Genomic DNA, 21,449 nt, shown 5'->3' with positions numbered 1-21,449 from the left:
TTCCCGGCCGTACCGGCCCTGTCGTCGTGAGTGCGCGCAGTCACCCGCGCGGCAAGCCGAGAACCCGTTCCGCGGCGACGGTCTCGAGGATCTGCGTCGTGCCGCCCGCGATCGACAGGCACCGAGTGTTCAGGAACTCGCGTGTGCGCGGGCTCTCTTCCGTAGCGCCGGCGAGACGCATCGCGAGCTCGGCGACCTCCTGCCGCTGCCGCACACCGACGAGCTTGCGCACGCTCGACCCGGCGCCCGGGTCCTGACCCGCGAGCCGCGCGAGCGTGTTGCGCACGTCGAGTACCGACGCGACGACGGCGGACGCGGTGAGCCGACCCAACTCGTCGTCGGTCACGGGATCCTCGTCGGGCGCGAGCTCGTACAGCTGCTCGACGGCCGAGCCGACCGACGACCCACCGCTCATCGCGACACGCTCGTTCGCGAGCGTGGTGCGTGCGAGCCGCCAGCCCGCGTCGGGCGCACCGACGAGCATGTCGTCGGGCACGAACACGTCGTCGAGGAACACCTCGTTGAACAGCGCGTCGCCGGTGATCTCGCGCAGCGGCGAGACGGTGATGCCGGGACTGGTCATGTCGACGAGGAAGTAACCGATGCCCTTGTGCTTGGGCACATCCCGGTCCGTGCGCGCCAGGCAGATCGCCCAGTCGGCTTCGTGCGCCTTGGACGTCCACACTTTCTGCCCGCGCAGCGTCCATCCGCCGTCGACGCGTTCGGCGACGGTGCGCAGCGACGCGAGGTCCGAGCCGGCGCCGGGTTCGCTGAACAGCTGGCACCACACGATCTCGCCGCGCAGTGTGGGCGAGACGAAACGCTCGATCTGCTCGTTGCTTCCGTGCTCGAGGATCGTGGGCACGGCCCACCAGCCGATCACCAGATCGGGTCTCTCGACGCCCGCCGCGTCGAGTTCCTCGTCTATCAGCAACTGCTGACGCGGCGACGCGGCCCGCCCGTAGGGCGCGGGCCAGTGCGGCGCGAGCATGCCCGATTCGGCGAGCGCGGCACGCTGTTCGGCGTCGCTCCGGGACGCGACGGCGGCGACCTCGGCGCGCACGTGTTCGCGTTCGCTCGCGACGTCGCCGAGATCGATCGACAGGTGCCGACGCGCGCCCTTGCGGGTGAGTGCGGCGACGCGCGCCCGCCACCGCGGCGTGTCGCCGTAGGAGGCGCGCAGGGCGGTGGCGCGGCGCAGGTAGAAATGCGCGTCGTGTTCCCACGTGAATCCGATACCGCCGAGTACCTGGATGCAGTCCTTCGCGTTCTCGACGGCGTGGTCGAACACGACGGCGGCAGCGACCGCGGCGGCGATCGGGAGTTCACCGTCGTCGGCGGCCGCCGTCGCGCAGTCCCACGCCGCCGCCGCGGCTTCCTCACTGCGGCACAGCATGCGCGCACAGAGGGCCTTGACCGCCTGGAACGAACCGATGGGCTTGCCGAACTGCTCGCGCACCTTGGCGTACTCGACGGCGGTGTGCAGGCACCACGACGCGACGCCGGACGCCTCGGCCGCGCCGAGGGTGACGGCCAGATCGAGCACCCGCGCGGGGTCCGTGTCGCCCGCGATGCGATCGGGGGTGACGGTGACGGCCTCGCACGACACACGCGCGGAAGGACGACTGTGGTCGAGTGCGGCGACGGGCTCGACGGTCACGCCGGCCGTCGCGTCGTCGAGAAGGCACCACACGACGGCCGATTCGGTGCGCACCGGGACGAGGACCGCGATGCCCGCACCTGCGCCCGGCACGATGCCTGCGTCGCCCGACACGCTCAGCTCCCCGGAGGGGCCTGCGCTGTCGGCAGCGAGTGGAACACAGTCGAAGGCGACCGCACAGGGGAGCGAACCCGTTCCTGTCCGGGCCGCCGTCGTCGGGTCGGACGCGATGAGGGACGCGAGTGCCGTGCCGAGGACCGGGCCCGGCGTGAGCGCGGCCGCGGCGGCCTCGAGCATCGCCGCGAGATCGGCCACCGACGCGCCGGAGCCGCCGACGCTCTCGGGTTGCGCCGCGGAGAAGACGCCCAGTTCCGACAGTCCTTCCCATAGAGTGCTGCGGGTGTCGTCGGACGGTGCCCGCACCGCCGCGACGGGCTCCGTGGACTGCGCCCAGTCGCCGACCATCTCGGCCGCCGCGCGCTGGTCTTCGGTCGTGGGCAGGGTCACTGTGGCGTCCCTCTCGTGAATGACAGATCCATCTAGAACGTGTTCTAATATGACACCTGGCCGCTCGTCAAGGCGCGAAGGAATCGGACATCTATGACCAGCTCTTCTCGGACCCGACCCGCACCGGTCGTCACCAGCGCACTCGGTGAGGAGGATCTCGGCTCACAGGCGCAGAAGGACCGCCGCAAACGGCTTCTCGACGCGACACTCGCGCTCGCGTCGAAAGGCGGGTACGAGGCGGTGCAGATGCGTGCCGTCGCGGACCGGGCCGACGTCGCGGTAGGCACGCTGTACCGCTACTTCCCGTCGAAGGTGCATCTGCTCGTGTCGGCGCTCGCGCGCGAGTTCGAACGCATCGACTCGCGCGGCAAGACACCACCCGGGCGCGATCCACACGAACGCATGCGGCTGATCCTCGGGCAGATCACGCGCGCGATGCAGCGCGATCCCCTGCTCACCGAGGCCATGACCCGCGCGTTCATGTTCGCCGACGCGTCGGCGGCCGCGGAGGTCGACCGCGTCGGCAAGCTCATGGACCGGTTGTTCGCGCGCGCCATCACCGAGGGCGAGCCCACCCCCGACGAAATCGCCGTCGCCCGCGTCATCTCGGACGTGTGGATGTCGAATCTCGTGGCATGGCTCACACGCCGGTCGTCGGCCACCGACGTCGCCGAGCGGCTGGAACTCACGGTTGAGCTGCTGCTGGGTGACGGCAGCCGGCTGCCGGGCTGACAGCACAACGCCCGGCCGCGTCACCCAGCGCGTGCCGATCGCCTAGATTTGAGGGTGTGAGCGCGCAAGACCTCCCGATCGAAGTCCGCCGAGCGCTGTCGACCCTGGCGCGGACGCCGCGCCTGCTGGTGGCGTCCGACTACGACGGTGTGCTGGCGCCCATCGTGTCGGATCCAGACAAGGCGTACCCCGACGGCGAGTCCGTGCGGGCGCTGCGTTCGCTCGCGATCCTGCCGTTCACCGCGGCGGCCGTCGTCTCCGGTCGTGCGCTCAAAGATCTCGCGGTGCTCTCGCGCCTGCCCGCCGAGGTGCAACTCGTGGGCAGTCACGGCTCCGAGTTCGACGCCGGTTTCGTGCATCCCATCGACGACCGCGCGCGCGAGCTGCTCGCCCGAATCGTCACGTCGCTCGGCGACGTCGTGTCCCGTCATCCCGGCACCACGGTCGAGGCCAAGCCCGCCTCCGCGGCTCTGCACGTGCGCAATGCGTCCCCCGAGGACGCCGAGCAGGCCCTCGACGCGGTACGCGGCGACGCGGCCACCTGGGACGGCGTCCAGGTCACCGAAGGCAAGGCGGTCATCGAGCTCGCGGTCATCCCCACCGACAAGGGCGCCGCGCTCGACGTCATGCGGCACCAGCAGGCTGCGACGGCCGCGCTCTACATCGGCGACGACGTCACGGACGAGAAGGCGTTCGTTCGGCTGCAGGGCCCGGACGTCGGCATCAAGGTCGGGGACGGCGTCACCGCCGCGGAATACCGCATCGACACCACCGACGACGTCGCGGCCGCGCTCGCGTTCCTGCTCGACGAGCGGCGCACGTGGCTCTCCGGCGCCGACGCCCCGCGCATCGAGCGGCTCACGATGCTCGCGAGCCCGCGGACCGTCGCGCTCCTCACGCCCGACGCGACCGTCACATGGCTGTGCCATCCCGAGCCCGATTCGGCCGCCGTCTTCGCGCACCTGCTCGGCGGCGACGCCGCAGGTCATTTCAGCGTCCGGCCACGCGAGAGCAAGCTGCCGCTCAGCCAGCGCTACATCGACGGCACGATGACCGTGCAGACACGCTGGGCCCGGCTGTCCGTGCTCGACTACCTGCCGCACGACGTGGGTGTCGGCCGCACAGATCTGACCCGCGTGATCAGTGGCACCGTGCCCGCCGTCGTCACCTTCGCCCCGCGGCCCGAGTTCGGACAGAGTCAGGTGTCGCTCGAGGTCACCGAGGACGGGCTGCGCGTGCACGGCACCAACGAGCCGTACGTGCTGCGGTCGCCGGGCGTCGAGTGGACGGTCACCAGCGACGGGAACCAGGAGACCGCCACGGCGGTGGTGGACCCGTCACAGGGCGAGGTCGTCCTCGAATTGCGGTGCGGCACCGAAGACATCGACCCGTCGACAATGCCCGAGATCGACCGCCGCGCGCAGTCGGAATCGTACTGGAGCGACTGGGTCGCGGACCTGACGCTGCCGAAGGTCAAGCCGGACCTGATGAAGCGGTCGGCGCTCACCCTGCGCGGGCTCGTGCACGCGGACTCGGGGTCGATCATGGCGGCGGCCACGACGTCGCTGCCCGAGGAGATCGGCGGCGTCCGCAACTGGGACTACCGCTACTGCTGGCTGCGCGACGCGGCACTCACCGCGTCCGCACTCGTGCGGCTCGGCTCGCTCGGCGAGGCCGAGGACTACCTCGACTGGGTACACGTCGTCCTCGAGACACTGCCGGGCCCGGAGCGGCTGCACCCGCTCTACACGCTGTGGGGCACGAGCCTGCCCACCGAGGCCGTGATCGACACCCTGCCCGGGTACGCGGGTTCGCGTCCGGTGCGCGTCGGCAACGCCGCGAACCAGCAGGTGCAGCTCGACGTGTTCGGCCCGATCGTCGAGCTGATCTCGGATCTCGCACACGCCCGCGAGGCCAAGGGGTTCGACGCGGCGGTCGCCCTGAACGACCGCGACTGGGAACTCGTACAGGCGATGGTCGAGGCCGTCGAACGCCGGTGGTTCGAGCCCGACCACGGCATCTGGGAAATCCGCGACAACCCGCGCCACCACGTGTACTCGAAGGTGATGGGCTGGGTCACGGTCGATCGCGCACTCGCGCTGTCCGAGCACTTCGGGCGCCCTGCCGCCGCGGGCTGGAAGTCGCTGCGCGAGGAGATTCGCGACGAGGTGCTCGAGAAGGGCTGGAACGACGAGGTCCGCTCGTTCACCGCCGCCTACGACGGCACCGATCTCGACGCGGCGTCGCTGCACATCGGCCTGTCGGGGCTGATCAGCCCGGAGGACGAGAGGTTCCGCGCCACGGTCCTCGCGACCGAGGCGGGCCTGCGCACCGGGTCGACGGTGTACCGCTATCACCACGACGACGGACTGCCCGGCACCGAGGGCGGATTCCATCTCTGCGCGGCGTGGCTGGTCGAGGCGTACCTGCTGGTGGGTGCGCGAGAACCCGCCGAAGCGCTGTTCACTCAGCTCGTGGACGTCGCGGGCCCGACGGGCCTGCTGAGCGAGGAGTTCGACCCGGTCGCCGAACGCTCGCTCGGCAACCATCCGCAGGCCTACAGCCACATCGGCCTGCTGCGCTGCGCCCAACTGCTCGCCGCGGATTCCACGCGCTGACGGCAGCTCGAAAGCACGGGTTCGCGGGACACGGCTGCACCACTCCTGCCAGCATGAGCTGACGGTCCGACCTGCCCGGTTGCGGGCAGGCGCGGGGTCGTGAGCTATTCTCATTTGGCAATGGTTTCCAATAGCGATAAGACCGGGAGACACCCGTGCGACTGACCCCGTCTCTGCGCGCCGTCACCGCCGTCGTCGGAACGACACTCGCGGCGGCGTTCACGCTCACCGCATGCGGCTCCGACTCCGGCGGCCCAGGCGGGTCGAACGGCGACCAGCCGAACATCGTGGCGTCGACCAATGTGTGGGCGAGCGTCGCGGAAGCGGTCGCGGGCCCGGACGTCACGGTCACGTCGATCATCGACGAACCGTCCGCCGACCCGCACTCGTACGAGGCGAGCCCCACCGACGCGGCCGAACTCACCGACGCGTCGCTCGTCGTCTACAACGGCGGCGGCTACGACCAGTTCGTCGACGACGTCGTCGGCGGGGAATCGAGCGGCGACCAGCTCACCGTCAACGCGTTCGACCTGTTCGAAGGTGGCGCACACGCGGGCGAGTCGCACGAGCACGGGTCCGAGGCGGGCCACGAGGGTCACGACCACGGCTCGGTCAACGAGCACGTCTGGTACGACCTCCCGACCGTCGAGCAGGTCGCCCGGGCGATCGCGGACAAGCTCGCACAACTCGATCCGGACAACGCGGAGAAGTACTCCGCGAACGCCGACGAGTTCTCGTCGCAACTCGCGTCCGTCACCGCGATCACCGATGCGATCGCCGCGGCCCACGCGGGCACGCCCGTCGCACAGACGGAGCCCACCGCGCACTACCTTCTCGAGGCCGCGCAACTCACCGACGCCACGCCCGCCGAGTTCACCGAGGCCGTCGAGAACGAGACCGACCCGTCGCCGGCGTCGATCGCGAAGACGCGAGAACTGCTGCAGAACAAGCAGGTTCAAGCGCTCGTCTACAACGTGCAGACCGAGGATCGCGTGACCCAGGACATGCGCAAGACCGCGGAGGGAGCCTCGGTGCCCGTCGTCGAGGTGACGGAAACCCTGCCCGAGGACGAGGACTACATCCAGTGGCAGACCGGCATCGCGCAGTCGCTGAGCGACGCGCTCGGCTGAGCCCGCTCCCCGCAACTCCCCGACAGGCAGCCACCCAGACAGGACCACCCCGTGACCAGCAGCCCCGAGCCGACACCGAGCGCGCCACGCGACGCTGCAGCGGTCGAGCTACGCGACGCACGGCTCGCGTTCGGCGAACGCGTGCTGTGGGACGGCCTCGACCTCGCGGTCGAACCGGGCGAGTTCGTCGCGGTGCTCGGGCCGAACGGGTCGGGCAAGACGTCATTGCTCAAGGTGCTGCTCGGTCAGCTCGCGCTCAGCGCAGGCACGGCCGACGTCGTCGGCATGCCTGCCCGCTCGGCGAACACACACGTCGGCTACATCCCGCAACAGAAGTCGATCGACGAGGGCCTGCCGCTGCGCGGGCGCGATCTCGTCGCCCTCGGGTACGACGGCCATCGCTGGGGCACCGGGATCCGGCGTCGCCGCAAGCGCCGCGAGGTCGTCGACGCCGCGATCGCCGAAGTGGGGGCGCAGGCCTACGCCGATGCACCGATCGGGTCGATGTCGGGCGGCGAACAGCAGCGGCTCCGGGTAGCGCAGGCCCTCGTGGGCGACCCGCAGGTCCTGCTGTGCGACGAACCACTGCTGAGCCTCGATCTCGCGAACCAGCAGCGCGTGTCGACGCTCATCGACCGGCGCCGCCGCAGCCACGACACCGCCGTCCTGTTCGTCACGCACGAACTCAATCCGATCCTGCCGATGGTCGACCGCGTGCTCTACCTCGTCGACGGCAAGTTCCGCATCGGCGCCCCGCACGAGGTCATGACGTCGTCGGTGCTGTCCGAGCTCTACGACACCGACGTCGAGGTGCTGCACGTGCGTGGCCGGCTCGTCGTGGTCGGCACGGGCGACGCGATCGACGCGCTCGGCAGCGCAGGTGGGCTGCGCCCCGGTGAGGGCGTGCACCACCATCACGACGGAGAGGACGACCATTGAGCAGCAAGTTCACCGACGCCATGTCGCGCTTGTTCGACGTGTCGGCGACGAGTGACCTGCTGCGGTACGACTTCGTGCAGCAGGCCCTGATCGCGGGTGCGATCCTCGGACTCCTCGCGGGTGTCATCGGACCGCTCATCGTCAGCAGGCAGATGTCGTTCGCGGTGCACGGCACGAGCGAACTGTCGCTGACCGGCGCCTCCGCGGCACTGCTGCTCGGTGTCAGCGTCGGCGCCGGGGCCATCGTCGGTTCGGTGATCGCAGCCGTCCTGTTCGGCCTGCTCGGCACACGTGCCCGCGACCGCGACTCCGTCATCGGCGTCATCATGGCGTTCGGGCTCGGCCTGTCGGTGCTGTTCATCTGGTCCTACGACGGCCGCACCGGCACGAGCTTCTCGCTGCTGATCGGCCAGATCGTCGCGCCCGGCGGCACCGGCATCACATTGCTCGCGGTATGCGCGGCGATCGTGATCGCGGTCCTCGCCGTCATCGCACGTCCGCTGCTGTTCGCGAGCACCGATCCCGCCGTCGCGGCGGCCCGCGGCGTGCCGGTGCGGACGCTGTCGATCGTGTTCGCAGTCCTCGTCGGCATCACCGCGGCACTCGGCGTGCAGATCGTCGGCGCGCTGCTCGTCATGTCGCTGCTCATCACGCCCGCGGCTGCCGCCTTCCAGCTCACCGCAGACCCGATCAAAGCCACCGTGCTGTCGGTCGTGTTCGCGCTCGTCGCGTCCGTCGGCGGCATCCTGCTCTCGCTCGCCCCCGGCATCCCGGTATCGAGCTTCGTCACCACGATTTCGTTCGTGATCTACCTCGTGTGCCGCATCGTCGGACGCACCAAGCGCGGCAATGCGGGCCGCGTCGCCGTCGGGATGTCGCACGCTCACTGACCCACACCCTCACTGATCCGAACGTTCACTGACCCGCGTGCGCACCGACTCGTGCGTGCACGAGCCGCGAGACGGGTGGGCGCACTACTGATTCCACGCGCGCGAAGCGGTGAAGTGGATCCATGTCCACCACTCCGCCACCGACCACCTCGCCCGATCGCTCACGGCCTACGTCCACCGCGACGGCGACCCGGCTGCGCGGCATCCGCTGGTTCCTCGCGCTCACCTTCGGATGCTCGTGGATCCCGTGGGTGCTTGTCCGGGCAGCGGGCTACTCGCTCGACGACCCTGCCGTCCAGTTGCTGACCGCCGCATTCGTCCCGGCGCTCGCCGCGATCGTCACCCGCGGCTGGATCACCCGCGAAGGCTTCGACGACGCCGGGCTGCGCCCGCGCATCCGGCAGTCGTGGCCGTCCTACGCGATCGCACTCGTGCTGCCGGGCGGCGTCTTCGTGCTCGCGGCCGCGGTCGCGGCGGCGACCGGACTGTGGAACGCCGACCTGCACCTCACCCGTCAGGACGTGCTGTTCGCCGCCGTCGCACTGGTGATTCCCGTCGTCGCCGCCCCGATCTTCTGGGGCGAGGAGTTCGGATGGACCGCATACCTGCGGGATCGACTGGTCCCGGGACGGCCCGTCGCCACCACCTTCGCAACCGGGCTGATCTGGGGGCTGTGGCACTGGCCGTTGCCGTGGGTGGGGTACTTCGGTGGCGGCGGCACCGCGGTCGACGCGATCGTCGCGATGTTGCTGTGGCTGCCGCTCTCGGTGCTGCTCGAGTTCGTGATCGGCTGGTTGTGGGCACGCAGCGGATCGGTGTGGCCGTCGGCGATCGTGCACGGCGGAAGCAATCTCGTCGTCGCACTCGGGCTCGAGCACCTCGTCGATTCCGGGGCACACGCGGTGACGCTGCTCATGTGCGTTGCTTACGTGCCTGTCGTCGCGTGCATCGTCGTGGCGCAGTGGCGGGGACGCGCGGGCGCAGTCAGGACAGCACCCGCGCGAGAGTTCGCCAGCGGCGATGGCGGTGACGGAACATGATCTCGGCAAACAGCCGGACGGGGGCTCCGCGTACGCCGTCCTCGAGCTCGATCTCGTCGGTGTAGCGGCACGTGTGCTCGTCGATCGGCTCGAAGACGAGCCGATGGTTCCACACTCGCACCGGGCCGCCCCGCTCACGCGAGCGGATCTCCGTGCCGGAGAGCCGGACGACGGTGAGCCGATGCGTCCACGCCGGAATCACCCCGAACCACCACAGCCGCGCCGACGCTTCGGTGCCCTCGCCGATCCGGTCCGGCACGCGCAGACCTCGCAGCTGCAGGATCGGGCTCATGACGTACTGCATCAGTGCGGGCTTGCGCGCCAGGGCCGCCGCGGACTCGGCGGGCAGCGGCAACTCGCTCGTCCGGGTGACGGTCGTCATGCGTGGATGATGCGCCGGTCGCCCGGCGCCGTCAACGGCGTCGGCTGCGTGCGATGTCGGCGAGAACGACGCCCGCAGCGACGGACGCGTTGAGCGATTCGACCGGACCCGCCATCGGGATGCTCAGGATCGAGTCGCAGGTCTCGCGCACCAGACGCGAGAGGCCCTTGCCTTCCGAGCCCACGACCACGACGACCGGCGTGCTGCCGTCGAAGTCGTCGAGCGACGTGTCGCCGCCGGCATCGAGACCCACGACCTGCACTCCCTCGGCAGCCCAGGCCTTGAGGGTGCGGGTGAGATTGGTGGCGCGTGCGATGGGCAACCGGGCGGCCGCACCGGCGCTCGTCCGCCACGCAACCGCGGTGACCGCGGCACTGCGTCGCTCCGGAATGAGCACGCCGTGACCGCCGAATGCAGCGACCGAACGCACGACGGCGCCGAGATTGCGCGGATCGGTGACGTGATCGAGCGCGACGATGAGCGGTTGTTCGTGGTTCTCGCGCGCGCGGGCGATCAGGTCGTCGGGATGCGAGTACCGGAACGGCGGCACCTGCAGCGCGACGCCCTGGTGCAAGCCGTTGGCGCTCAACCGGTCCAGATCCGTGCGCGGCACCTCGAGAATCGCGATGCCCGTGTCCGCCGCGATCTGCACACTCTCGGAGAGGCGATCGTCGTTCTCGGTGCCGAGCGCGACGTACAACGCCGTCGCGGGCACACCCGCACGCAGGCACTCGAGGACCGGGTTGCGGCCGAGGACGTTCTCGGGCCCGTCGACCTGCTTGCGACCGGCCGCCGAACGGCCGCGCTGACGCTGCTGTTCGGTCGACTTGGCGGCACGTGCCGCACGCTTGGCCGCGGGATGCTTGGTGCGGGCCTCAGCGGGTGGCGTGGCGCCCCGGCCTTCCAGTCCCTTGCGGCGTTTACCGCCGGACCCGACGACCTGCCCCTTCTTGGTGCCGGACTTGCGGACCGCGCCGCGCCGGCTCGAGTTGCCTGCCATTACTTCTTGTCCTCCAGAGACCACGAGGGTCCGTCAGGGGTGTCGGTGACCGCGATACCGGCCTGTGCGAGACGGTCGCGCACCGCGTCGGCCACCGCCCAGTCCTTGTCCGCGCGCGCCTGCTGGCGCCGGTCGAGTTCGGCACGGATCAGGACGTCGAGCGCGGCATGGGCCGCCTCGTCGTCGCCGCCGCCGCGAGTCCAGTGCGGGTCGAGCGGATCGACACCGAGGATCGCGGTCATCGCCCGCACCTGGCCCGCGACGGTCAGCGCCGCGTCGAGATCGCCGCGCTCGAGCGCCGTGTTGCCCTCGCGCACGCGACCGTGGATCTCCGCGAGCGCCGCCGGCACACCCAGATCGTCGTCGAGCGCGGCGGCGAATGCATCGGTCCACGAACCGATCGGCACGTCCCCTGCGCGTTCGACGGTGCGCGCCACGAATGCCTCGATCCGCCGGTACGCCGCCGCACCTTCGGCGAGTGCCGCATCCGAGTACTCGAGCATCGACCGGTAGTGCGCCGACCCCAGATAGTAGCGAAGCTCCTGCGGTCGAACGTTTTTCAGGACATTGGGCACCGAGAGCACGTTGCCGAGGGATTTCGACATCTTCTCGCCGCCCATCGTCACCCACCCGTTGTGCAGCCAGTACCGCGCGAACTCGTCGCCTGCGCACTTGGCCTGCGCGATCTCGTTCTCGTGGTGCGGGAACACCAGATCGAGACCGCCGCAATGGATGTCGAACGACGCGCCCAGATAGAACTCCGCCATCGCCGAGCATTCGAGATGCCAGCCCGGCCGGCCCGCACCCCACGGCGTCGGCCACGACGGCTCGCCGGGTTTACGTGCCTTCCACAACGTGAAGTCGCGCGGATCGCGTTTGCCCACGCCCGCGCTCTCACCCTGGTGGACGTCGTCGAGTTTGTGACCGGACAGGCTCCCGTAGTCGGGATAGCTGCGGACGTCGAAGTACACATTGCCGTCGGCCGCGTACGCATGCCCGTTCACGATCAGCCGGTCGATCATGTCGATCATCTGCGTGACATGGCCCGTCGCGCGGGGTTCGACCGACGGCGGCAGCACGCCCAGCTGGTCGTACGCCCACGTGAACGCGCGCTCGTAGGTCGCGGCCCATTCCCACCAAGGCCGGCCCGCATCGCCTGCCTTGACGAGGATCTTGTCGTCGATGTCGGTGACATTGCGGACGAAGGCGACATCGGAGCCGTGCGCCGCAAGCCACCGACGCAGGACGTCGAAGGCGACACCGCTGCGCACGTGTCCGATGTGCGGCTCGCCCTGCACCGTGGCGCCACACAGGTAGATCGACGCGTGGCCAGGGGTCTGCGGGACGAAGTCACGCACAGCCCGGGTTGCGGTGTCGAATAGGCGCAGAGTCACGACATGCCATCCTACCTGGCGGTATCGGCACTCTCGTCGGCGGCGGCGACGATCAGCGCCGTGGCCGTCGCGGCGATGCCCTCGCCGCGTCCGGTGAGCCCGAGGCCGTCCGTCGTGGTGGCCGACACCGACACCGGCGCGCGCACGATCTCGCCGAGCACCTGTTCTGCTTCGCGTCGACGCGGCCCGATCTTCGGACGGTTCCCGATCACCTGGACCGCCGCATTGCCCACCTTCCAGCCGTCCGCCGCGAGCAACGACACGACCTCGGTGAGCATGCGGGCACCGCTCACGTCGGTCCACTCCGGCCGGCCGGTGCCGAACACCGACCCGAGATCGCCGAGGCCGGCCGCCGACAGCAGCGCGTCGCACAGCGCGTGGCACGCGACGTCGCCGTCCGAATGGCCTGCGCATCCGTCCGCGTCGTCGAACAACAGACCGGCCATCCAGCACGGCCTGCCCTTCTCGATCGGATGGACGTCGGTGCCGATGCCTACGCGCACGTGCTCGCCTTTCGTGCTCGCACTCATTCGCCGGGCGCCACGAGGGCGCGCGCGAGAACGAGATCGAGCGGTGTCGTGATCTTGAACGCCAAGGGGTGGCCGTCGATGCACGTGACCTTCTCACCCAGCCGTTCCACGAGCCCTGCGTCGTCGGTCGCGATGCCCTCCGCGGCGTCGTACGCGGTGCGCAGCAGTGCGGCGTCGAAGCCTTGCGGGGTCTGGACCGCACGCAGGCCCGACCGGTCGGGGGTGTGGGTGACGCACCCGGCCGCGTCGACGGCCTTGACGGTGTCGGTGACCGGGACGACCGGAACGACCGCACCGGCGCCGTCGCGCAGTGCGGCGACGACGGCCGCCACGGACTGCGGCGGGGTGAGTGCACGCGCGGCGTCGTGCACGAGGACGTATCGGGCGTCGCCCGCGGCCGCCAGCCCGGCGCGCACGGAGTCCGTGCGCTCGGAACCACCGGCCACGACGTCGACCTCTTCCGGGACGAGCGACGCGGTGTGTTCCACGAGTTCGGCGGGCACGACGACGACAACGCGGTCGACGGCCCCCGATTCGAGGAGACCGTCGACCGCGCGTACGAGCATCGGTGCACCGCCCAGTTCGACGAAGGCCTTGGGCAGGTTCTCGCCCAGCCGTACTCCCCGTCCTGCGGCTGGTACCAGTGCAACCACCCGGCCCGCGTGTGCGGCGCCGTTCATCGTGCGGCTCAGGAGGCCGCGGCCAGGACTTCGTCGAGGATCGTCTCGGCCTTGTCGTTGTCGGTGCCTTCGGCGAGTGCAAGCTCGCCCACCAGGATCTGCCGCGCCTTCGCGAGCATGCGCTTCTCGCCTGCCGAGAGACCGCGATCCTGTTCGCGGCGCCACAGGTCGCGCACGACCTCCGCCACCTTGTTGACGTCGCCGGAAGCCAGCTTCTCGAGGTTGGCCTTGTATCGGCGCGACCAGTTGGTGGGTTCTTCGGTATGCGGTGCCCGAAGGACTTCGAACACCTTGTCGAGGCCTTCCTGGCCGACGACATCGCGAACACCGACGTACTCTGCGTTCTCAGCGGGAACCCGCACCGTGAGATCGCCTTGCGCGACCTTCAGGACCAGGTATTCCTTCTGCTCACCCTTGATGGTGCGCGTTTCGATAGCTTCGATGAGCGCCGCACCGTGATGGGGGTATACGACGGTATCTCCGACCTTGAAAATCATCTGTCCCGTGCCCCTTTCGATCTACCGAGTTTAACACGTGTTCTGGACGACGTCGCATCAACACTGCAGGTCAGGGGCTTCCTGGACTGATCCGAGGCCTTGACACAACCGACGATTCGTGCATCTGTCCAGGCTCGCACACCCACCCGACACCACCGTTCCGGGCGGTCGACGCGCGTTTCCGGCGACCCTGTGAGCGGTGACGCCCTTGCGCCTACTACGCTGCCTAGTTGGGCCTACTACGCTTCCCTGGAGGACACCTCGTGACTGCTCTCGACAAGCCGACTCGACGAGTCGCCACCACCGTCGCCCTCGCCGCGGGTGCCGCCATCGCGCTGTCGGCATGCAGTGCGGGTCAGATCAGCCAGACCGCGACACAGGCCGCGGCCATCAACGGCAACTCGGCCGAGGCAGGTGCGCTCGCGCTGCGCAATGTGCACGTCGTCTACCCCGCCGACGAGGAGTACAGCATCGAGCCGGGCGGCACCGCACAGCTCGCGTTCTCCATCGTCAACACCAGCGCCGAGCAGGCCGACCGGCTCACCTCGATCTCGACCGACTACGCGTCGTCCGTGGTGCTCGGCGAGCGTGCAGGCGCACTTGAGATCCCCAGCCAGAGCACGCTTGCGTCCTACCCCGCCGAGTCGGGCGTCGCGAGCGAGGACGTCCTGATCGACGACACCACCGGCTCGGAGACCGACGAGGGCGCCGACCTGCCCGCCGACGTCACCGAGGTTCGCCTCGTCGGACTGCAGGAGGGCGTGCGCCCCGGTCTCACCTTCCCGGTCACGTTCAGCTTCGAGAACGCAGGGGACGTCACGGTCGAGGTGCCGGTCGACGCGGGCCACTCGCTCGAACGCCAGGTGTCCGAGAAGAGCGGCGCCGAGGCGAGCGGCGGCCACTGACCCACACACCGATGCCACGACGGCGGGGGCGGAACCGACAGGGTTCCGCCCCCGCCGTCGTCTGCGCGAGTCGTCGTGTCCGTGCGTGTCGGCGGCGGACTCTACGCTGACCGCCGTGGCCAAACCGAAGTCGAACTTCCGCTGCAGTGAGTGCCAGTGCACGGTGCCCAAATGGGTCGGCCGGTGCCCCGAGTGCAACGCGTGGGGGTCGATGACCGAGAGCCAGGTGCTCACCGCGGTCGTCGCGCGGCCCGGCACGTCCAACGCGAAGGTCGGCGCCGGCGCAGTCCTGCCCACCACCGCGGCCACCCCGATCACCCAGATCGACGGCCGGGTCACGCGCGCCAAACCCACCGGAATCGACGAACTCGACCGCGTGCTGGGCGGCGGCGTCGTACCGGGCTCGGTGGTGTTGCTCGCAGGCGAACCGGGTGTCGGCAAGTCGACGCTGCTGCTCGAGGTGGTGCACCGATGGGCCCGACAGTCGACCGACGAGCGCGCGCTGTACGTCACGGGCGAGGAATCCGCCGGGCAGGTGCGGTTGCGTGCCGACCGCACGGGAGCGGTGCACGAACGCGTGTTCCTCGCCGCGGAATCCGACCTCGCCACCATCCTCGGCCACGTCGAGCAGGTGCGGCCGTCGCTGCTCATCGTCGACTCGGTGCAGACCATGATCGCGGCGGACGTCGACGGCGTGTCGGGCGGCGTCACACAGGTCAAGGCGGTCACGAGCGCCCTCACGTCGCTCGCGAAGGCGAGCGGTGTGCCGGTGCTGCTCATCGGGCACGTCACCAAGGACGGCGCGGTGGCCGGTCCGCGTTCGCTCGAGCATCTCGTCGACGTCGTGCTGCACTTCGAAGGCGACAAGCACTCGACGCTCCGCATGGTGCGTGGCGTCAAGAACCGGTTCGGCGCAGCGGACGAGGTCGGATGCTTCGAGTTGCGTGAGGACGGCATCGAGGAGGTCCGCGACCCGTCGGGGCTGTTCCTGCAGAACCGAAGCGAGGTGGTCCCGGGCACGGCCGTCACGGTCACGATGGACGGCAAGCGCCCGCTGCTGGGCGAGGTACAGGCCCTCGTCGCCTCGACGCACATGCCAGCCCCCCGCCGTGCGGTGAGCGGGCTCGACAGCGCGCGCGTCGCGATGGTGCTCGCGGTGGTCGAGCGGCGCGGCGGCGTCGGGCTGTCGAAGCACGACGTCTATGCGGCCACGGTCGGGGGCATGCGGATGACCGAGCCGTCGGCCGATCTGGCCCTCGCGATGGCGGTCGCGTCGGCCGCGCGTGACCGGCCGATCGCCGAGGGCACGGTCGTCGTCGGCGAGGTGGGTCTCGCGGGCGAGGTGCGCCGCGTCCCGGGCATCGGGCGGCGGTTGTCCGAGGCGGCGCGACTCGGGTTCCGGCACGCAGTCGTTCCGCTCGATTCGGGAGCCGCCCCCGCAGGCATGCGGGTCACCGAGGTGGCCACCCTCCGCGACGCGATCCGCGCGCTCGCCCTGCGCACTGTGCGCGCCGTGTGACAAGCGACCCGCGTGCCGTGTGACCTGGCGGTACACGATGCGCCCAAATCGGTTATGGACACCTGTCTGAATTTCTGTCTAGCCTGAGTCGCAGGCAATCCGCCACCCATCCGTTCCGCGGCCCGCGTCGCGGACGACGACGAGAGCAGGTGTGGGCGATGAAGACCAAAGGTGCACTGATCTGGAATTTCGACGAACCGTGGTCGGTCGAGGAGATCGAGATCGGCGAGCCACGCAAAGGCGAAGTCAAGATCCAGATGGAAGCGTCGGGGATGTGCCACTCCGACCACCATCTGGTGACGGGCGGGATTCCGATGGGCGGCTTCCCGGTGCTGGGCGGACACGAAGGCGCGGGCATCGTCACCGAGATCGGAGAGGGCGTCGAGGACTTCGCGCCGGGCGATCACGTCGTGTTGTCGTTCATCCCCTCGTGCGGCAAGTGCCCGTCGTGTCAGGCGGGGCTGCGCAATCTGTGCGACCTGGGCGCGCTGCTGCTGAACGGCGCGTCGGTGAGCGACGGCTCGTTCCGCGTCCAGGCACGTGGACAGAACGTCTACCCGATGACGCTGCTCGGCACGTTCTCGCCGTACATGGTGGTGCACGAAAGCTCGGTGGTGAAGATCGACCCGTCGATTCCGTTCGAGGTCGCGTGCCTCGTCGGCTGCGGTGTGACCACGGGCTACGGGTCGGCGACGCACACGGCGCAGGTGCAGTCCGGCGAGGACGTCGCGATCGTCGGGCTCGGCGGCGTCGGCATCTCGGCGCTGCAGGGCGCCGTCAACTCGGGCGCCCGGTACGTCTTCGCCATCGACCCCGTCGAGTGGAAACGCGAGCAGGCGTTGAAGTTCGGTGCCACACATGCGTTTCCGAGCGTCGAGGAGTCCATGGGTCCGGTCGCGGAGATCACCGCGGGCGGCATGGCGAAGAAGACCATCGTCACGGTCGGCGAAGTGCACGGCGACGACGTCGACCTGTGGATGGGCATCACCGCCAAGGCAGGCACGGTCGTGCTCACCGCGATGGGCAGCCTCGTCGAGAACAAGGTGACACTCAATCTCGCGATGCTCACCCTGCTGCAGAAGAACCTGCAGGGCACCATCTTCGGCGGCGGAAACCCGCAACACGACATCCCGCTGCTGCTGTCGATGTACCGCGCCGGCAAGCTCGACCTCGACGACATGGTCACGCGGCAGTACCGACTCGAACAGATCAACGACGGCTACCGGGACATGCTCGAGGGCCGCAACATCCGGGGCGTCATCCGCTACACCGACGCCGACCGCTGACCATCCCACCCGAGAGACAGGAGAACAGACGATGACCGTTTCACGAGATGCGGTGCGCGCCACCGTCGAGGCGTACGTCAAGGCCGTCGCGAGCGGCACCACGGACGACGTCCTCGCGCTGTACGCGGACGGTGCGGTGGTCGAGGACCCGGTGGGCTCGGAACCGCGCACCACACGCGAGTCCCTGCGCGAGTTCTACGCCGTGCTCGAACCCCTCGAACAGGAGGGCGAACTGCTGACGCTGCGCATCGCGGAGAACACCGCGGCCTTCCACTTCCGGCTGGTCACCAAGGCAGGAGACCAGCGCATCGAGCTGTCGCCGATCGACATCATGGAGTTCGACGACGACGGCAAGATCGTGAGCATGCGCGCGGTGTGGTCGCAGGAGGACATGCTCGCCTCCTGATCCCCCGCCCCCGGTGAGCGCTACCACCTCTCCGTGAGCACTTTGCGAGTCCCAGGGACTCGCAAAGTGCTCACGGTGGACTGCTGCTCGGCGACGGGATCCGGCCGCAGGCGCGACAAGGCTAAGGCGATGTGATGAGCGCCGGATGCGTCGGCGCACCGTCGACGTACTTCTTGACGTGCTCGAAGTGCGCTGCGTCGATCTTGACGAACAGTGCGCGAGAGGTCCCCACCACGACGTCGGGGTCCGCGTCCGGGCCCTCGACGATGCGAGCGTCGGCGCTCGTGTACACCTTGCGGCGCAGTGTGCCGTCGATCTGTGCGTGGATCTCGAGCACCGAGCCGAGCGGGATGGGCCGCGCGAAGTCGATCTCGAGGTGGCCCGTCACGACACCCGACCCCAGGGACAGACACGCCATGCCCTGTGCCTCGTCGAACGCGGTGGAGAGAATGCCGCCGTGGATGACGCCCGGGCCGCCCTGATACTTCTTGTCGACGTACAGGCGCCCGGTCACCTCGGCGCCCTCGCCTGCCACGAAACTCATCCGCATGCCGGCGGGCTGATCGTCGCCACAGCCGAAGCACTTCGCCCAGTGTTGCGGAAGCGGCTGACCCACCTGAGGGAAGTTCTCGCCGCGAACCGCAGGCTCGAGGTCGTCAGGCAAGGTCCAGCTACTACTCATGACCAGTTAACCTAATCCGGGGCCGAGACGGCTCGCGAGCCAGGACCCACCGAAAGTGACCTCGACCTCACCAGGAGTTTCGCAATGGAAGACGCGCGAGGGACGTCCACATTGCGCGACACGATCGCCCGGCTCGCCCCCGGCACGGCGCTGCGCGACGGTCTCGAACGCATCCTGCGCGGGCGCACCGGTGCACTCATCGTCCTCGGTCACGACGCCGCGATGGAGGAACTGTGCGACGGCGGGTTCGTCCTCGACGTCGAGTTCGCGCCCACGCGACTGCGCGAGCTGTCGAAGATGGACGGTGCCGTCGTCCTGTCCACCGACGGCACCCGCATCGTGCGCGCCAACGTGCAGTTGGTGCCCGATCACACGATCCCCACAGTGGAGTCCGGCACGCGCCACCGCGCCGCCGAACGCACCGCGATGCAGACCGGATTTCCCGTCGTCTCGGTCAGCCAGTCCACGCGCATCGTGAGCGTCTACACGGAAGGCCGCAGGCTCGTCCTCGACGGATCGGACACGATCCTGTCGCGCGCCAACCAGGCCGTCGCAACCCTCGAGCGGTACAAGACACGACTCGACGAGGTCACGCGCCAGCTGTCGGTCGTCGAGATCGAGGATTTCGTGACGCTGCGCGACGCGCTCATCGTCGTGCAGCGGCTCGAAATGGTGCGACGCGTGTCGGAGGAGATCGAGCGGTACGTCCTCGAACTCGGCACCGACGGCCGCCAGCTCGCGCTGCAACTCGAAGACCTGGTCGGCGACAACCGCGTGGCGCGTGAGTTGATCGTGCGCGACTACCTGTCCGGGAGCGGGCCGGTCGACGAGGAGGCCGTCGGGAAGGCGCTCGACGCGCTGGGCCGCATCAGCGACAACGACCTGCTCGACCTCACCGCCCTCGCACGCACGCTCGGCTACTCGACGTCGGTCGAAGCCCTCGACTCGCCGATGAGCCCACGCGGCTACCGCCTCCTCAACCGTGTTCCGCGTCTGCGGTTCGACCAGATCCACCGGCTGGTGGGTGCGTTCGGCACGCTGCAGACGCTGCTCGCCGCCACGGCGGCCGACCTCGAGTCGATCGACGGCATCGGCGGCTCGTGGGCCCGGCACATCCGCGAAGGCCTCTCGCGACTCGCCGAGTCGGCGATCACCAATCCGTACGACTAGTCACCTGCGCCTGCACGATCCACTCACGCGAGGTTGAACGGCTCCGGCGCCGACCGCAGCGCGCCCAGTTGGCCCACCACCGAGTACGCGCCCGCGCTCACCGCATCGCGCTGCGGGTCCTGCTCGGTCGCGCACTCGGGCGTCGACGTCTTACCGGACCACTTGACGGTGAACGCCGCCTGCTGGCCCGGATCGAGCTTGCGAATGTCGGGGTCGGCCTGCGGGAAACAGTCGGTGCTCGACCACAGGCGCTGCGCGCCGTCCAGCGACGACACCACGACCTGCTGGAATCCGCCCGCGAGGTCGCGCTCGCATGCCGTCGAACCGATGTTGGTGACGACCGTCGTGAACTCCGGCTCTTCGTCGGCGCCGTAGGTCGGCTTCGACGGCGAGACCTTGATTGCCAGCGACTGATCGGCGCACTGCCCCGGCGCGACCGGTGCCGCGCTCCCCGACGTGGACGTGGTCGCGGTGGCCGACGAGTTCTCCGGCGATTCCCCCGCCGGCTCGCTGCCGCCACCGGAACCGCCCGAGGCGCCCGACGCGCCCGAGCTGTCGGCGCTCGTCGTCGCGGTGGCCGACATCGTGGGCACCGCCGAGCTCTCCGCCGCAGCCGTCTCGGGGTCGGCCGAGCCGCCGCGGATCGACGACACCAGCCACACCAGCAGGATCAGGACGACGACGATCACGCCGATCGCGAGCGCGCGTCGTCGCCAGTAGATCTCGGGAGGCAACGGACCCTGCGGTTCCAACACACTCACAACGGTAGTTCTCGGAGGTCCAGCCGTCGTTCAACAGGCTCGGCGTGTCGCCGACCCGGACGTCGCGGAAAGGTCAGTCGACCGTCTCGCCCACGTCGCCGACGACGCTGCGCAGCTGTGCGCGGCCGTCCGCGAGCTTGTAGGTGACACCGACGATCGCGAGGCGGCCGTCCTTGATCCGCTCGGCGATGATCTGCGAGCGCTCGGTGAGCAGCTTCGCGGTGACATTGACGTGCCGGACACCGAGTTCGTCGGCCGAGGTCAGCCCGTCGTTGCGGCCCATCAGGATGGACGGCGTGACACGTTCGACGACGTCGCGGATGAAGCCGCCGGGCACCGTGCCGTGATCGAGTGCGTCGAGCGTGGCACGCACCGCGCCACAGCTGTCGTGCCCGAGGACGACGATCAGCGGCACGTTGAGCACCTCGACGGCGTATTCGATCGAGCCGAGCACCGAACCGTCGACCACGTGGCCCGCGGTGCGCACGACGAACATGTCGCCCAGGCCCTGATCGAAGATGATCTCGGCGGCCACGCGCGAGTCGCCGCATCCGAACAGCGCCGCGGTGGGGTGCTGTGCGGACACGAGCTTCGCGCGGTCGGCCACGCCCTGGCTCGGATGCACGGCTGTATCCGTGACGAAACGCTCGTTACCCTGACGCAGGGCCTTCCACGCGGAGATCGGATTCGAGTTCGGCATACCAGTCATTGTGCACCCAGG

General features: G+C 69.5%; 21 protein-coding genes. 11 read left to right on the top strand and 10 right to left on the bottom strand.

The window, feature by feature from the left end:
• Positions 1-40: 40 nt before the first annotated feature.
• Positions 41-2,167: an acyl-CoA dehydrogenase gene (locus HCA44_RS05020; protein ID WP_169647437.1), complete on the bottom strand. Its 2,127-nt coding sequence runs from the start codon at positions 2,165-2,167 to the stop codon at positions 41-43.
• 93 nt (positions 2,168-2,260) lie between these two features.
• On the opposite strand from HCA44_RS05020, the gene kstR reads away from it, so the two are divergent.
• From kstR to HCA44_RS04990, 6 genes are all read left to right on the top strand, one after another.
• On the top strand, positions 2,261-2,899 hold the full coding sequence (gene kstR, locus HCA44_RS05015; protein ID WP_169647436.1) for a cholesterol catabolism transcriptional regulator KstR: 639 nt from the start codon (positions 2,261-2,263) through the stop codon (positions 2,897-2,899).
• 56 nt (positions 2,900-2,955) lie between these two features.
• Positions 2,956-5,517 carry a trehalose-phosphatase gene (otsB, locus tag HCA44_RS05010; RefSeq protein ID WP_169647435.1) on the top strand — a complete coding sequence of 854 codons (2,562 nt, stop codon included), beginning with the start codon at positions 2,956-2,958 and terminating at the stop codon, positions 5,515-5,517.
• 155 nt (positions 5,518-5,672) lie between these two features.
• On the top strand, positions 5,673-6,647 hold the full coding sequence (locus HCA44_RS05005; protein WP_346764584.1) for a zinc ABC transporter substrate-binding protein: 975 nt from the start codon (positions 5,673-5,675) through the stop codon (positions 6,645-6,647).
• A gap of 51 nt (positions 6,648-6,698) precedes the next feature.
• Positions 6,699-7,586 (top strand): metal ABC transporter ATP-binding protein, encoded by an 888-nt coding sequence (locus tag HCA44_RS05000; protein ID WP_169647434.1) that lies wholly within the window; start codon positions 6,699-6,701, stop codon positions 7,584-7,586.
• Positions 7,583-8,476, top strand: coding sequence for a metal ABC transporter permease (locus tag HCA44_RS04995; RefSeq protein ID WP_169647433.1), 894 nt, complete (start codon positions 7,583-7,585; stop codon positions 8,474-8,476). Before HCA44_RS05000 ends, HCA44_RS04995 begins: the two co-directional genes overlap by 4 nt.
• A 122-nt stretch (positions 8,477-8,598) precedes the next feature.
• Positions 8,599-9,516, top strand: coding sequence for a type II CAAX endopeptidase family protein (locus HCA44_RS04990; protein WP_169647432.1), 918 nt, complete (start codon positions 8,599-8,601; stop codon positions 9,514-9,516).
• Here the strand turns inward: HCA44_RS04990 and HCA44_RS04985 are convergent.
• From HCA44_RS04985 to carD, 6 genes are read right to left on the bottom strand one after another with little or no spacing between them, the layout of a single operon-like run.
• Entirely contained in the window at positions 9,461-9,898 is a 438-nt protein-coding gene (locus HCA44_RS04985; RefSeq protein ID WP_169647431.1) for a hypothetical protein, read from the bottom strand. The two genes, HCA44_RS04990 and HCA44_RS04985, sit on opposite strands and share 56 nt — an antisense overlap.
• A 31-nt stretch (positions 9,899-9,929) precedes the next feature.
• Entirely contained in the window at positions 9,930-10,898 is a 969-nt protein-coding gene (gene rlmB, locus HCA44_RS04980) for a 23S rRNA (guanosine(2251)-2'-O)-methyltransferase RlmB (RefSeq protein WP_169647430.1), read from the bottom strand.
• The gene (gene cysS / locus HCA44_RS04975; RefSeq protein ID WP_169647429.1) at positions 10,898-12,292 is read right to left on the bottom strand and encodes a cysteine--tRNA ligase; all 1,395 of its coding nucleotides are present in this window, start codon (positions 12,290-12,292) and stop codon (positions 10,898-10,900) included. Before cysS ends, rlmB begins: the two co-directional genes overlap by 1 nt.
• An 11-nt stretch (positions 12,293-12,303) precedes the next feature.
• Entirely contained in the window at positions 12,304-12,795 is a 492-nt protein-coding gene (gene ispF, locus HCA44_RS04970; RefSeq protein ID WP_169647769.1) for a 2-C-methyl-D-erythritol 2,4-cyclodiphosphate synthase, read from the bottom strand.
• Between the two features lie 23 nt (positions 12,796-12,818).
• On the bottom strand, positions 12,819-13,502 hold the full coding sequence (gene ispD / locus HCA44_RS04965; RefSeq protein WP_169647428.1) for a 2-C-methyl-D-erythritol 4-phosphate cytidylyltransferase: 684 nt from the start codon (positions 13,500-13,502) through the stop codon (positions 12,819-12,821).
• 8 nt (positions 13,503-13,510) lie between these two features.
• Positions 13,511-13,999: an RNA polymerase-binding transcription factor CarD gene (carD, locus tag HCA44_RS04960; RefSeq protein ID WP_169647427.1), complete on the bottom strand. Its 489-nt coding sequence runs from the start codon at positions 13,997-13,999 to the stop codon at positions 13,511-13,513.
• Between the two features lie 263 nt (positions 14,000-14,262).
• Here carD and HCA44_RS04955 point away from each other — a divergent pair, with 263 nt between their 5' ends.
• From HCA44_RS04955 to HCA44_RS04940, 4 genes are all read left to right on the top strand, one after another.
• The gene (locus HCA44_RS04955; RefSeq protein ID WP_169647426.1) at positions 14,263-14,904 is read left to right on the top strand and encodes a hypothetical protein; all 642 of its coding nucleotides are present in this window, start codon (positions 14,263-14,265) and stop codon (positions 14,902-14,904) included.
• A gap of 115 nt (positions 14,905-15,019) precedes the next feature.
• The gene (gene radA / locus HCA44_RS04950) at positions 15,020-16,423 is read left to right on the top strand and encodes a DNA repair protein RadA (protein WP_169647425.1); all 1,404 of its coding nucleotides are present in this window, start codon (positions 15,020-15,022) and stop codon (positions 16,421-16,423) included.
• A 158-nt stretch (positions 16,424-16,581) separates the two neighbouring features.
• A complete protein-coding gene (locus HCA44_RS04945; protein ID WP_169647424.1) occupies positions 16,582-17,709 on the top strand; it encodes an NDMA-dependent alcohol dehydrogenase in 1,128 nt (375 codons plus the stop codon).
• A 31-nt stretch (positions 17,710-17,740) separates the two neighbouring features.
• Complete coding sequence (locus tag HCA44_RS04940) at positions 17,741-18,115, top strand: nuclear transport factor 2 family protein (protein ID WP_169647423.1); 375 nt, start codon at positions 17,741-17,743, stop codon at positions 18,113-18,115.
• A 121-nt stretch (positions 18,116-18,236) separates the two neighbouring features.
• On the opposite strand, the gene HCA44_RS04935 is transcribed toward HCA44_RS04940, so the two are convergent.
• Entirely contained in the window at positions 18,237-18,797 is a 561-nt protein-coding gene (locus HCA44_RS04935) for a PaaI family thioesterase (protein WP_169647422.1), read from the bottom strand.
• An 84-nt stretch (positions 18,798-18,881) separates the two neighbouring features.
• On the opposite strand from HCA44_RS04935, the gene disA reads away from it, so the two are divergent.
• Positions 18,882-19,967: a DNA integrity scanning diadenylate cyclase DisA gene (disA, locus tag HCA44_RS04930; protein ID WP_169647421.1), complete on the top strand. Its 1,086-nt coding sequence runs from the start codon at positions 18,882-18,884 to the stop codon at positions 19,965-19,967.
• Positions 19,968-19,990: 23 nt separating this feature from the next.
• On the opposite strand, the gene HCA44_RS04925 is transcribed toward disA, so the two are convergent.
• Positions 19,991-20,722, bottom strand: coding sequence for a hypothetical protein (locus HCA44_RS04925; protein WP_169647420.1), 732 nt, complete (start codon positions 20,720-20,722; stop codon positions 19,991-19,993).
• Positions 20,723-20,801: 79 nt separating this feature from the next.
• Positions 20,802-21,428 (bottom strand): carbonic anhydrase, encoded by a 627-nt coding sequence (locus HCA44_RS04920; protein ID WP_169647419.1) that lies wholly within the window; start codon positions 21,426-21,428, stop codon positions 20,802-20,804.
• Between the last annotated feature and the right edge of the window lie 21 nt (positions 21,429-21,449).

This window comes from Rhodococcus sp. HNM0569 (genome assembly GCF_012726205.1).
Classification (GTDB): Bacteria; Actinomycetota; Actinomycetes; order Mycobacteriales; family Mycobacteriaceae; genus Rhodococcus_F.
The sequence above is the reverse complement of the archived record's forward strand: the minus strand, read 5'-3'. Positions and strand labels throughout refer to the sequence as shown.